Raw genomic sequence first — 12,215 nt, forward strand, 5'->3', positions numbered from 1 at the left:
GGGCCATGGTGCTGGCCCTCGTGTTGATGCCGGTACTCAGCGGCAAGGGCGATGGCGGCGGCAACCTGGCCGTCACCATCCTGACAACCTTGCTCGCCGTGGCGGCCTTTGTCGCCGTCATGCTCATCGTTGGCCGGCGCCTGCTGCCGTGGCTGCTGTGGCAGGTCAACCGCACCGGCTCGCGCGAGCTGTTCACGTTGGCCACCGTGGCCGCCGCCATCGGCCTGGCGGTGGGGGCGGCGGCGCTGTTCGGTGTCAGCGTGGCGCTCGGCGCCTTCTTCGCCGGCCTGGTGCTGCGCGAATCGGCGTTCAGCGAGCGCGCGGCCCACGAGAGCCTGCCGCTGCGCGACGCCTTCGCCGTGCTGTTCTTCGTTGCGGTGGGCATGCTGTTCGACCCGCGCATCCTCGTCGAGCAGCCGTTGGCGGTGCTGGCGACGGTGGCCGTCATCCTGGTCGGCAAGACGTTCGCCGCCGGCGCGCTGGTGCTGCTGCTGCGCTATCCGCTGTCGACCGCGCTGACGGTGGCGGTCAGCCTGGCGCAGATCGGTGAATTCAGCTTCATTCTGATGGGGCTGGGGCAGAGCCTCAACCTGATTCCCCCCGAGGCGACCAGCCTCGTCGTCGCGGGTGCCATCGTGTCCATCGCGCTGAACCCGCTGCTGTTCTCGGGCGTGGAGCCGCTGCGCCGCTGGGTGCTGAAGCGTTCGGCCTGGGCGTGCAAGCTGGAGGCACGCGACGACCCGCTGGCCGAGCTGCCGGCCGACACGCCCGAGAGCGCGCTGGCGGGCCAGGTGGTGCTGGTCGGCCACGGGTCGCTGGGCACGGCCCTGCATGACGAGCTGGGCAGCCGCCCGCTGGTTGTCATCGACCGCGATCGCGAGGTCGTCGAGAAGCTGCGTGCCGCCGGCCATGCGGCCGTGCTTGGCGACGCCAGCGAGGCCATGACGCTGGTGCAGGCCCACATTGCCCAGGCGGATTGGCTGGTAGTGGCCGTGACTGATGTGCGGGTCGTGCCGGCCATGCTGGCCACGGCGCGCCAGCTCAATCCCGGGCTGCGCTGTGCCGTCGTCGCCCAAACGCCGGAAGAGGCGCGGTGGCTGGAAGATGCCGGCGTCAACCATGTGCTGCGTTCGCAGCAGGCGCTGGCACAGGCGCTCGCTCGGGTCGTGGCCGCCTAGGCTTTCTGCTTGCCGCCAAAGGCCGCATACAGGCCCAGGGCGAAGTACACCAGCGCCGACACATAGCGCCCGCGGCCGCTGGCGCCGCGCAGCAGCGGCTTCATCCAGCCGGCCAGCAGCGCATAGCCGCTGTCCGTCACCGCGGCGACCGCGACGAAGAGGATGCTCAGCGTCAAGGCTTGCGCGGCCTGCGAGCCCTCAGGGTGCAGGAACTGCGGGATGAAGGCGGCGAAGAACAGCGTCGTCTTGGGGTTGAGCAGCGCGACGAAGAAGCCGTCGCGGAAGAGCTTGCGTGGCTCGGCGGGTGCAGGCGGCGTGCCGTCAGCCACTGCGGCCGGGTGGCGCAGGGCCTGGATGCCAAGGTAGACGAGATAGGCCGCGCCGGCCCAGCGCACAGCGGTGAAGGCCAGCGACGACGCTGCGAACAGCGCCGCCAGGCCGATGGACGCGCCGACCGCATTCGTCAAATTGCCGAGGGCGACGCCGGCGACCGACGCAAGGCCTGCCGTGCGCCCCTGCGCCAGCGTGCGCGCGACGATGAAGACGACGCCGGGGCCTGGTGTCAGCGCGAGCACCAGGGTGGCGATCAGGAAGGCGTAGAGGGCGGCGCCGGTGGGCAGCATGGGTGTCTCCTCAGATCCGCTTCGAAGCCATGAAGCGCGGGTTGCGCAGCAAGGCCGCCGAGATCAGTGACACCAGCAGGCCGACCGGCACGATCTCGGCCATGGTCATCGGGAAGCGGAACAGCGGGTTGGCGTAGTTGCGCTTGAACTCGTCCATCTCGGCGGCGAGCTTGGCCAGCTCGGCCTCGGGCAGGCCCTTGGCCTTGTTCTGCGCGAGATACATCTTGGCCCACTCGGTGCCGAAGTCCATCTTGGTGACGGCCAGCGTCACCTCCCAGGCGGCCGCATAGACGACGCCTGCGACGAGGCTGATGGCCAGGCCCAGCGCGAAGGCGGGCCAGAAACGGATGACGCCGCCAAGTTCGTCGTCACGGCGGCGCTTGATGGCGACGAAGATCAGGCTCAGCGCGATCAGCATCAGCGTGTAGCCGATGACCATGCCGTGAGCCGGCGGCGCCCCGCGGTTCAGGATGAGCAGGGCGAACAGCGGCACGCCTGCAGCCAAGCCGGCGGCGACGCCGAAGGACAGGATGGTTTTCAGCATGGGCCGATGTTCAGACCGGCCCGGCCGGCAGCGCAACAGGTCAGACCCCCGCCACCTGTGCCCGCGTGATGGCAGCCTGCTCGCGCACCCAGTCCGCAAACTGCTGCACCTCGGGCCGGCGCGCCGCGTTCGGGCCCAGCATCATCCAGTAGCTGAACGGGCAGCCCAGCCGCCCGGCCTTGCCGAAGGGCTCGACGAGCTCGCCGCGCGTCAGATGTTCGTGCACCAGGGGCAGGCGGGCCAGCGCCACACCCTGACCGGTCAGCGCGGCCTGCACCTGCTGGTAGGTGAAGTTCAGGTACAGCCAGCGGCGCGGCTGCAGGTCGTGCTCCCCCATCTCGGTCAGCCAGCGACGCCAGCTCAGGAACTCGGCGCTGGGGCGGGCGTCGTCTTCTTCGGCCAGCGCATGGCCGGCGAGGTCGGCGGCGCGCTTCAGCGGCGCCGGTGGGTTCTGCAGATACCAGGGGCTGACGCAGGGCGACAGCAGTTCCTCGAAGAGCTGCTCGGCGTCCGCCGGCACCGAGGGGCGGTCGTCATAGCGCAGCGCCAGGTCGCTTTCGCCGTCCTCCAGGTCGACCTTGCGGTCATAGGCCGACACGCGGATGTCGATGTCGGCATGCTCACGCTGGAAGGCCTCCATGCGCGGGATCAGCCACAGCGATGCGAAGGACGCAAAGGTGCTGACGTTGACGACGCGCCGGCCGCGCGAGCGGCGGATCTGGCGCACGGTCTGGTCCAGCCTTGAGAGCACGGCCACGGCGGTGGGCAGCAGCACAGCACCGTCGCTGGACAGCTCCACCTTGCGCGTGCCGCGCAGGAAGAGCACGCAGCCGATCTCCTCCTCCAGCGACTGGATCTGCCGGCTGATGGCGGACTGAGTCAGGCTCAGTTCCTCGGCCGCCGCGCGGAAGGACAGCAGGCGGGCGACGGCCTCGAAGGCGCGCAGCGGACCGATGGACAGGGGTCTTTGGCGGACTGGTTGCTTCGGCTGATTCATGCGTGAATGGTATCAATCGGCGCCGCGGAGTCATTGGACCGCCTTGGGTGAAATAAGCAGAATCCCTGACATCAACCCAGGAGTCTCATCATGAGCGACGCGCAATCTGTTTGGCATTTGGACGGTGGCCGGGCCATGACCTTGGCCGGTGGCGCCGAGTCTCGCCGCCTGGCGGTGGCCCGTGGCCGCGTCTGGCTGACACTGTCGGRCACCCCCGACGAGCCGGCCGAAGACAAGTGGCTGGAGGCTGGCGAGGCCGTGGCGCTGGCGCCGGGCCAGACGGCGGTGCTGGAAGGCTGGCCCGCCGCCGACTTCGAGCTGCTGGTGCCGCCGGTGTCAGCCTCGGCGAGCCGTGGTTTTCTTGGTCGCCGGTTTTTTGGCGGCTGATTTCTTGGCCGCGGGCTTTGCACCAACCGCTGATTTCTTCCTGGCCACGGGCTTCGCGGCCTTGGCGTTGGCGGCACGCAAAGCCGCCTCGAGCGCCAGCCGCGCCCAGGGCAGCATCAGCGCAGGTGATTCCAGCGTCTCCTCGGGCGGCTGGTAGTAGCTCATCACCTGACGCTCGCCGTTCTTGGTCCCGTAGCTGAAGGGCTSGCAGCCGGCCGCGACGAAACGCTCGCGCGACACGTCATCGGTCTTCAGATAGAGCTGGTTGTCGATGACCAGGGCCATGAACAASCCGTCCACATAGATGCCGTGGCCGCCGAACATGCGGCGCGGCCGCACCGGGCCGAGGGGCTGCAGCAGCTCGACGCAGAGCTCAATGAAGGCGTCCATGCGTGATCAGCCCTTCCAGGTGAACGGGAAGTGCAGCTGGCGCAGGAAGCCGTCGGGCACATAGTCACCCAGCACGCCGTAGTGCTCCGGCCATTTGCGATCCGACTGCACGGCGGTGCCGAACAGGTGGTCAAGAAAGGCGAAGTGAGCCGCGTAGTTCTTGTCCAGCGCCTCCTGGTCCTGCGAGTGGTGCCAGTGGTGGAAGTTGGGCGTCACGATGAGGTAGCGCAGCGGCCCCAGGCGCACGCTGACGTTGGCGTGGTTGAACACCGCCTGGAAGCCGACGACGACGATGTAGGCGTCGATGACTTCCTTGCTGAAGCCCAGCACGAAGATGGGTGCCAGCACCAGGGTGCGCGTGATGATGAGCTCCAGGATGTGTTGGCGCGAGCCGGCCAGCCAGTCCATGCTCTTCACGCTGTGGTGCACCGCGTGCAGGCGCCACAGCGTCGGCACCTCGTGATAGGCCCGGTGCGTCCAGTACTGCACCAGGTCGGCCACCAGGACGATGAGGAAGAGGGCGACGGGGAAGGGCAGGCCCTGCACCCAGCCCTGGATGCCGTCCTTGGCCGCCCAGCCGAAGAAMTTGTGCACCAGGAGATTGGTGGCCAGCATCACGAAGCCCACGGCCAGGTGGTTGACGATGAAGTGGTGGAAATCCGTCTGCCACTCGGGGCGGAACACCGGCTGGTCACGGCGCAGCGCGAACAGCTTCTCGATGAAGACGAAAATCAGCGTCGAGCCCAGCAGGTCGAGGATGAACCAGTCCAGGCCGACATAGGGCGTGTGGTCGGGGAAGTTCGGGTCCACCTCGACCTTGTGCCCGCCCAGCGCCAATGCCAGGCCCAGCAGCACGAAGGTCCACAGCGCCAGCCAGCGCATGCGGCTGAACACGATGTTGAACAGCGCCAGCCCGCCGGACAGCACCAAGGCCCAGTACAGCAGGCGCCGGATCACGTCGACGTCGTAGGACTGGCGCAACTGCGGCGTCGTCAGGTATTCGGGGAAGTGGAAGGCCAGCACGCCGAGGAAGCACAGGATGGCCAGCGTGAGCGCGATGACGCCGCTGATCATGCCGCGGCCCGGCTTGAGCGCCCCGCTTGATTCGCTGAGCTGGTTGAGCTTGTTCAGCACTGGTGGTTCTCCCTGCGTTTCCGTTGGGTCGGGACTCTAGCGAGGTCGGCGCTTGGCCCACAATGGCCAGATTCACAGGTCCGGAAGAAAGCCACGCTCTTGGACGCCAACGACCGCGCCGCCATCCGGCACAAGCTGATCGAACAACGGCTGGCCCTGCCCAACCGCCTGGACCTGGCCGCCGAGCTGCAGGAGGTGCTGAGCGTCTGGCTGCTGCGCCGGCGCGAGACCACCATCGGTGCCTACTGGCCCATCAAGGGTGAGTTCGACCCCCTGCCCACCCTTTACCGATGGGGTGAGAACCACCCCCATCGCCGCATCGGCCTGCCGGTGGTGGACAAGGTGCACGGCACGCTGCGCTTTCATGTCTGGTACCCCGGCTGCCCGATGGAGGAAGACGCCTTCCACATCCCCAAGCCCAAGGACACCGAGGAGTTCAAGCCCCAGCTGATGCTGGTGCCCTGCCTGGGCTTCGGACCTGCCGGCCTGCGGCTGGGCTATGGCGGTGGCTTCATGGACAAGACGCTGGCGGAGATGGATCCCAGGCCGGCGGCTGTTGGGATCGGCTATGCGCATGGCTTTTTGCCGTTGTTGAAGCCGAGTCAGCTGGATGTGGCGTTGGATGCAATGTTGACGGAGGAGGGGGTGGTCTGGGACAAGGACGGCTGAGGCAGCGGGCATCTCGATTGCCGGGGTGCTCTGCCGCAGAATGGCTGCCTCGCAACCCCTGCCCAAGCCCGCCATGCGTACCCTCCTGCTGACCGTCGCCCTGTCCCTGGGCTGCGCCGCTGCCTTTGCCGCCGCCAAGCCCTGCGACGAACTCAAGGCCGAGATCGCCGCCAAGCTCGATGAGAAGGGCGTCAAGGGCTATGAGATCGCCGTCGTCGACAGCGACAAGGTCGGAGAGGCCAAGGTCATCGGCAGCTGTGACGGCGGCGCGAAGAAGTTGACCTACGTGCGCAAGTGAGGGCCAGGGCATGAGCCTCTATCTAGACCACCTCGCCGCGCTTAAGCAGCACGCCGAATCGGCACTTGAGCGCACCGGCTTCGACACGCTGCTGATCGCTTCCGGCATCGAGAAATAYGCCTTCCTCGACGACCGGCCCTATCTCTTCCAGGCCAACCCACATTTCAAGCACTGGCTGCCGCTGACCAACCACCCGCATTCCTGGCTGGCCGTGCGCCCGGGCAGGAAGCTGCGCGTCGTCTACTACCAGCCCGACGACTACTGGCATGTGCCGCCCAGCGCGCCGAGCGGCGAGTGGGTGGATGCGGTCGAGCTGGTCGTCATTCGCGAGCCCGAAGAGGCCGCCACCGCGCTGGCTGACTGCGTCACGCCGCGCACGGCCATCATCGGTGAGGCCGATGCCGCGCTGTCCGGCATCACGCCCAACAACCCCGAGACCCTGCTGAACCTGCTGCACTGGGCCCGCGGCGTGAAGAGCCCTTATGAGCTGGAACAGATGCGCGCCGCCCAGCGCCGCGCCGTGCCCGGCCACAGCGCCGCCCGCGCCGCCTTCCTGCGTGGCGAGAGCGAGGCCGGCATCCACCGCGCCTATCTCGTCGCCACCGGCCACACCGACCGCGACCTGCCCTACACCAACATCGTCGGCCTCAACGAGCACGCCGCGGTGCTGCACTACCAGTACCAGGATGAAAGCCCGCCGGCTGAGTCGCGCAGCTTCCTCATCGACGCCGGCGCCCAGGTCAACGGCTATGCCAGCGACATCACCCGCACCTGGGCGGCGCCCGGCCACGGCGAGTTCGCGGCGCTGATCGCGGCCATGGAGCGTGAGCAGCTCGGCCTGGTCGACGAGGTGCGCGAGGGCGTCGACTACCGCGACATCCACCTCAGCACGCACCGCCGCATCGCCCGCGTGCTGCGCGAGGCCGGCATCGTCAACATGAGCGATGAGGCGATGGTGGCCGAAGGCGTCACCAAGCCCTTCTTCCCGCACGGCATCGGCCATCTGCTGGGCCTGCAGGTGCACGACGTCGGCGGCTTCATGGCCAACGAGGACGGCGGCGTGGCCGACAAGCCCGAAGGCCACCGCTACTTGCGGCTGACGCGGCCGATTCAGGCGGGCATGGTGGTCACCATCGAGCCGGGGCTGTACTTCATCCCGACGCTGTTGCGCCAGCTGCGCGCATCGCCGCAGGCGGCGCAGGTGGACTGGGACTGCGTTGACCGGCTGGCGCGCTACGGCGGCATCCGCATCGAGGATGACGTGGCCTGCCGCACGGCCGGCGAGGCGCCCGAGAACCTGACGCGGGACGCATTCGCGTTGGTGTGATGAACCTCTCGATGGTGCTGCTGGCCGGCGCGCTCGCGCTGCCCGCCAGCGCGCCACCGCCCGAGGCCCAGCTCGGCCGCGTCGAGGTGCAGGGCGAAGCTGCCACGGCGCGCGAGAGGAAGACGCTGGGCCAGCTCTTCAAGGCCGAGTCGTTGTTCGACAAACACCATGCCCTCGCGCCGGCCGCGGCGCTGAAGTTCAAGGTCTATGCGCGCACTCAGGCCGAGACGACGCAAGCGCTCGAACTGGGCCTGATGACGCGCGGTGGCCGCCAGCCGGTGGTGCTGGATGCCGAGGACCGTTTCGTCGTCGACCCGACGTGGCACGCGCTCGATGAGCGCACCGAGGTGCGCAGCCGTCTGGCCGATGGCCGTGTGACCTGGCGGCCCGACATCCGCACGCCCGGCGTGCCCGAGGGCGAGCGACGGTTGGGTGACCTGCGGCTGCAATGCCGCGTTGCCTTCGGTAGCGGCGTCGCACGAGGTACCGATTTCTTTGGCGGCCTGTTCTCCTTCGCCTTCGACGATTGCTGGGACCGCGACTGGAGCCCGAGCAATTTCGCCGACCGGCCCATCTTTGCCGTGACGCTGGTGCACGGCGAGCGTCGCCTGACCCTCAGCGCACGCCTGCTGCACGGCCTGCGCGACGACGGCGGGCCCGACTACGACTGGGGCTACTCGCTGCGTGAGCGCATGTTCCGCCTGCCGATGGGCGACGCCAGCTGGCCGGACGACACGCGCGTCGTCTTCGAGGCCATGGACGATCCGCCTTCGCCGCCCGAGGCGGAACTGCAGGCGCTCAAGAGCGGATGGGCACAGGAGGCGCTGACGCTCGCGCCCGGCCTGACGCCTGCCGAGGTCGCGCAGCGCCTGGGGCCGGCCAGCGACGACACGCGTTTCGAGTCGGGCCGGCGGTTGCGGCGCCATCTGCATGAGATCAGGACGCCGACCGGCCCGGTGCAGCTGGAACTGGTCAGCCTCTACGATGCCAGCGACCGGCTGCTGAAGTCGTCGCTGCGGCGGCTCGCCCCACCACGACCTAAGTGACCGGCGGCAGCGACCGCGGCAGGTCGAACCACGGCAGCACGCTGCTCTCGAAGCGCGTCAGTGCACAGATGCGCTCGCCCGCCAGCGTCATCACGAACAGGCCGGCGCCATGGCGGATGCCGTTGGGCGCGAGGACGTAGGCACCGAAGGCCGGCTGGCCATTGGCCCGCGTCGGCAGCAGCGTGAAGCGCCGGCCGGCGCCGTAGATGCTGGCGAAGAAGCGCGTGGCGGCGTCCAGGCCTTCGTACTCCAGCGGCATCGGCGGCATGGAGACAAACACGTCGTCGGTCAGCAGGGCCACCAAGGCGTCGAGGTTGCCGGTCTCGTAGGCCTGGGTGAACTTCGCGGTGATGGCCGTCTCCGCTGGCGAGCCGATCACAGGAGGTGCGGCGCGGCCCGTCGGCTGGCGGCGCTGCAGGCCGGCGCGGGCCCGCTTCAGCGCGCTGGTCACCGACTCCAGCGTCGCATCCAGCATGTTGGCCACCTCGTTGGCGCTGAAGCCGAGCACATCGCGCAGGATCAGCACGGCCAGCTGTCGCGGCGGCAGCAGCTGCAGGGCGGTGACGAAGGCCAGCGAGATGGATTCGCTGCGCTCGTAGACGGTGTGCGGGCCGGGCGCCACGTCGATGACGCCGTCCAGCAGCTCGTCGGGATAGGGCTCCAGCCACACCACCTCGCCGAGCCGGGTCGGCTCGGGCGGTTCGATGTTGGGCACGTCCCAGGCCTTGGTCGGCCGCCGGCTGGCGGTGCGGCGCAGGTTCAGGCAGCGGTTCGTTGCGATCTGGTAGAGCCAGGTGCGCAGCGACGCGCGGCCTTCGAAGCCATCCAGGCCCTGCCAGGCCGCCAGCAGCGTGTCCTGCAGCGCGTCCTCGGCGTCCTGGAAATTGCCGAGCATTCGGTAGCAATGCAGTTGCAGCTCGCGCCGGTAGGGCGCGAGCGCCTCGCGGAAGGCGTCGCCGTCGCCGGCCCGCGCCTTGTCGATCAAGTCCGGATTCACCCTGTCCATCGGTGCCTCGCTTCGTGGATTGATTGTCTTCATCCCTGTAGACACCGGCGGGCGCCGGAACTGGGCGGTCCCCGAGCGCCGCCCAGTTTGCTGATGTCGTGGTGTCTACAGCAGTGACGGGATCCCCCGTCGCCAGCCGTTGAGTTGCGGCTGGCCATCCATGCTGAAAGGAAGCGACATGCTGTTGAAGAACAAGGTAGCGGTGATCTATGGCGCCGCTGGCGCCATCGGTGGGGCCGTTGCGCGTGCGTTCGCGAAGGAGGGTGCCGAGGTCTTTGTGACGGGCCGCCAGCTTGGCGGCGTGCAAGCCCTGGCTGGCCAGATCGAGTCGGCGGGCGGGTCCGCCCATGCTGCGGAGGTGGACGCGCTTGACGAGCAAGCTATTGACCGGCATTTGCAGGCGGTGGTCGAACAGGCAGGGCACCTGGACATCTCGTTCAACGCCGCGGGGTTCTCGAACGTGATGGCCCTGGGCGTGCCGCTGGTGGAACTGGGCCTGGCGCAGTTCTCCGCCCCGGTCGTCGACTACGCCAGGTCTTACTTTCTGACGGCGCGGCTTGCGGCGCGGCGCATGGTAGCGGCCAAGTCAGGCGTCATCATGACCGTCACTGCGCTGCCGGGGCGCACCGGCACGGCGCTGAACGGCGGCTATGGTGCCGCGCAAGCCGCCAAGGAGGCGCTGACGCGGGACCTGTCCACCGAACTGGCGCCGCATGGCATCCGCGTCGTCGGCCTGCGCCCGCATGGCATGCCCGAGACCCAGGTGATGAAGGAAGCCTTCGAGCTCAAGGCCGCGCGAATGGGCATGACGTGGGAGCAGTTCCAGGCCTTCCTCGCCAATTGGAGCCACCCGAAACGCGTCATGAGGCTCGAGGAAGTGGCGCAGATGGCCGTGTTCCTGGCCTCCGACAAGGCAAGCGGCATGACGGGCACGACCGTCAATCTGACGATGGGCGGCGCCTCTGATTAGGGATTTGGATCTCCGTACTGCACGCCGCGGCCATGCGTGCCGACGTACACGCGGCCAAACACCTTGGGGTCGCCGCTGATCTGCAGGATCAGGCCCCACTGGTGCGCGTCGTCGTTGATGCGCCGCCAGCTCGCTGCACTGTCGGCCGACCGGAAGATGCCGTATTGGCCGGAGACGACACCGACGAGGTAGAGGGCCGGCTCGGCTGAGCCTGGCGACGCGCGGCCAAAGCCGAAGGCGTGGATCTGCGTGACGGCGGGCTGCCGCTTGAAGCCTTTGCCATCACCGGCGCGGTACAGGCCGTGGTAGGCCGCGAGCCACAGGTCGCCCTCGCGGCCGGGCGTGGCGTAGAGCCTGTCCTGGCCGCCGCGGTGGTCGCCGCGGTCGCCGCCGTCGTGGTTGCGCGGCGCGGGGCGTTCGACGGCACCGTCGGGCAGGGCCAGCGGCCGGGCGCTGAAGGTCTTGCCGCCGTCGTCACTCGCGTACAGCTTGTCGTCGAACAGCGCCATTGCGTGGAAGCGGCGCGGGTTCACGCGGTCGGCAACGACACGGGTGCCGGCGGGCAGGCCCTGCGCCGCGGTCCACGTGTCGCCGCGGTCGTGGCTGACATGGGGCTGCCCACCCTTCGGTGTCCAGACCCAGGCCTTGCCATCCGCAGACACGGCGATGAAGCCGTCGCCGGACTTGGGGTCGGGCACGGCGGCCGGCTCACGCCAGGTCTTGCCGCCGTCCAGCGAATAGCCCAGGTTTTTGCCGATGCGTGCATGGCCGATGCGCACGATGACCTCGGGCGCCAGCTCGGCGCCGGTCACGTCGTGCGTGTTGCCGAAGAAGGGCGGCTTGGGGTTGCCGGGTGCGGGCACGTCGAGGTCGGCATGGACGAAGCCCGAGTAGTCACCGATGGCCGTGACGAGCGGGACGCCCTGGGTCGGGCTGTGCAGCGCCAGGGCCACGGTCTCCTCGATGCCGGTGCTCATGACCTGCCAATGCGTGGGCTTGGCGTTGTCGGCCTGGGTCAGGTCCAGCGTTTCCCAGCCGCCATAGCCGGTGGTGAAGAGGGCATGGTCGGGGTTGGCGGGGTTGATCTTGACGTCGTACATCCAGTGCACCGGCGTGTCGGCAACGTAAGGCGCGGCGGCGGCGTCGAACTTCGCAGCGAGGAACGGCGGCTTCCACGTCGCGCCGCCATCGGTGCTGCGAAAGAGCTGGTCGCCCCCGCCGCGGCCGACCGTGCTGGCGAGCAGGCGCTGCGGGGTCGCGGCATCGACGGCGACGGTGGCATAACCGAAGGGGAGGGCGGCGCTGGGGCGCTCGGGCGTGATGTCGGCCCAAGCCTGCTTGGGGATGTCGTAGCGCCAGACCGCGCCGTCTTTCATACGGTGCGGGCCGGGGTCGCTGGCATAGGCGATGTAGAGCTTGCCGTCACTCGCGAGCGCGGCGCGCATCGGGCGGTACTGCGTCGGGGCACCGGGGATAGGCAGCCAGCTCGTGCCGGCATCGCGACTCACCCAAAGGCTGGGCCGGCCGATGACCGACACGCCCGCGTAGATCGTTCGGCTGGGCTGGCCGCGTGTGCCACTGCTCGGGTCGAAGAGCACGAAGTTGATCGTCGCCTTGCCGTCGCTGCCGCCCCAGCTGGGTGGCGG

The 12,215-nt window shown here is 68.8% G+C and carries 14 protein-coding genes; 7 read left to right on the top strand and 7 right to left on the bottom strand.

The genetic code is table 11. The features are described 5' to 3' along the window. Positions 1-1,178: cation:proton antiporter domain-containing protein (locus ACXJKR_RS12235; protein ID WP_457323063.1), on the top strand; the 1,178-nt coding region annotated here is incomplete at its 5' end. On the opposite strand, the gene ACXJKR_RS12240 is transcribed toward ACXJKR_RS12235, so the two are convergent. Genes ACXJKR_RS12240 through ACXJKR_RS12250 form a run of 3 tightly spaced genes read right to left on the bottom strand, consistent with a single transcriptional unit; the run spans position 1,175 to position 3,342 of the window. Then, complete coding sequence (locus ACXJKR_RS12240; protein WP_457323064.1) at positions 1,175-1,801, bottom strand: LysE family translocator; 627 nt, start codon at positions 1,799-1,801, stop codon at positions 1,175-1,177. The two genes, ACXJKR_RS12235 and ACXJKR_RS12240, sit on opposite strands and share 4 nt — an antisense overlap. 10 nt (positions 1,802-1,811) lie before the next feature. Beyond that, positions 1,812-2,345: a DUF4199 domain-containing protein gene (locus ACXJKR_RS12245; protein WP_457323065.1), complete on the bottom strand. Its 534-nt coding sequence runs from the start codon at positions 2,343-2,345 to the stop codon at positions 1,812-1,814. Positions 2,346-2,385: 40 nt separating this feature from the next. Then, the gene (locus ACXJKR_RS12250; protein WP_457323066.1) at positions 2,386-3,342 is read right to left on the bottom strand and encodes a LysR substrate-binding domain-containing protein; all 957 of its coding nucleotides are present in this window, start codon (positions 3,340-3,342) and stop codon (positions 2,386-2,388) included. Positions 3,343-3,432: 90 nt separating this feature from the next. On the opposite strand from ACXJKR_RS12250, the gene ACXJKR_RS12255 reads away from it, so the two are divergent. Next, positions 3,433-3,729 carry a DUF2917 domain-containing protein gene (locus tag ACXJKR_RS12255; RefSeq protein WP_457323067.1) on the top strand — a complete coding sequence of 99 codons (297 nt, stop codon included), beginning with the start codon at positions 3,433-3,435 and terminating at the stop codon, positions 3,727-3,729. Here the strand turns inward: ACXJKR_RS12255 and ACXJKR_RS12260 are convergent. Together ACXJKR_RS12260 and ACXJKR_RS12265 are read right to left on the bottom strand one after the other, a co-directional pair. Further along, complete coding sequence (locus ACXJKR_RS12260; protein ID WP_457323068.1) at positions 3,679-4,119, bottom strand: TfoX/Sxy family protein; 441 nt, start codon at positions 4,117-4,119, stop codon at positions 3,679-3,681. The genes ACXJKR_RS12255 and ACXJKR_RS12260 overlap by 51 nt on opposite strands. 6 nt (positions 4,120-4,125) lie before the next feature. Then, complete coding sequence (locus tag ACXJKR_RS12265) at positions 4,126-5,253, bottom strand: sterol desaturase family protein (protein WP_457323069.1); 1,128 nt, start codon at positions 5,251-5,253, stop codon at positions 4,126-4,128. A 99-nt stretch (positions 5,254-5,352) separates the two neighbouring features. Here ACXJKR_RS12265 and ACXJKR_RS12270 point away from each other — a divergent pair, with 99 nt between their 5' ends. The 4 genes from ACXJKR_RS12270 (at position 5,353) to ACXJKR_RS12285 (ending at position 8,593) form a co-directional block, all read left to right on the top strand. Next, the gene (locus ACXJKR_RS12270) at positions 5,353-5,922 is read left to right on the top strand and encodes a 5-formyltetrahydrofolate cyclo-ligase (RefSeq protein WP_056192418.1); all 570 of its coding nucleotides are present in this window, start codon (positions 5,353-5,355) and stop codon (positions 5,920-5,922) included. Positions 5,923-5,995: 73 nt separating this feature from the next. Next, positions 5,996-6,220 (top strand): DUF1161 domain-containing protein, encoded by a 225-nt coding sequence (locus tag ACXJKR_RS12275; protein WP_457323070.1) that lies wholly within the window; start codon positions 5,996-5,998, stop codon positions 6,218-6,220. A gap of 10 nt (positions 6,221-6,230) precedes the next feature. Then, complete coding sequence (gene pepQ / locus ACXJKR_RS12280; RefSeq protein WP_457323071.1) at positions 6,231-7,547, top strand: Xaa-Pro dipeptidase; 1,317 nt, start codon at positions 6,231-6,233, stop codon at positions 7,545-7,547. Continuing rightward, the gene (locus tag ACXJKR_RS12285) at positions 7,547-8,593 is read left to right on the top strand and encodes a hypothetical protein (RefSeq protein WP_457323072.1); all 1,047 of its coding nucleotides are present in this window, start codon (positions 7,547-7,549) and stop codon (positions 8,591-8,593) included. The genes pepQ and ACXJKR_RS12285 overlap by 1 nt, the downstream gene beginning before the upstream one ends. Here the strand turns inward: ACXJKR_RS12285 and ACXJKR_RS12290 are convergent. After that, a complete protein-coding gene (locus ACXJKR_RS12290; RefSeq protein WP_457323073.1) occupies positions 8,586-9,590 on the bottom strand; it encodes a sigma-70 family RNA polymerase sigma factor in 1,005 nt (334 codons plus the stop codon). The two genes, ACXJKR_RS12285 and ACXJKR_RS12290, sit on opposite strands and share 8 nt — an antisense overlap. A 187-nt stretch (positions 9,591-9,777) precedes the next feature. Between ACXJKR_RS12290 and ACXJKR_RS12295 the strand changes: the two genes are divergently transcribed. Next, on the top strand, positions 9,778-10,569 hold the full coding sequence (locus ACXJKR_RS12295) for an SDR family NAD(P)-dependent oxidoreductase (RefSeq protein ID WP_457323074.1): 792 nt from the start codon (positions 9,778-9,780) through the stop codon (positions 10,567-10,569). Here ACXJKR_RS12295 and ACXJKR_RS12300 read toward each other — a convergent pair. Continuing rightward, positions 10,566-12,215, bottom strand: a 1,650-nt coding sequence (locus tag ACXJKR_RS12300) for a hypothetical protein (RefSeq protein WP_457323075.1), incomplete at its 5' end; no start/stop codon positions are given. The genes ACXJKR_RS12295 and ACXJKR_RS12300 overlap by 4 nt on opposite strands.

This window comes from Roseateles sp. P5_E11 (assembly GCF_054049355.1).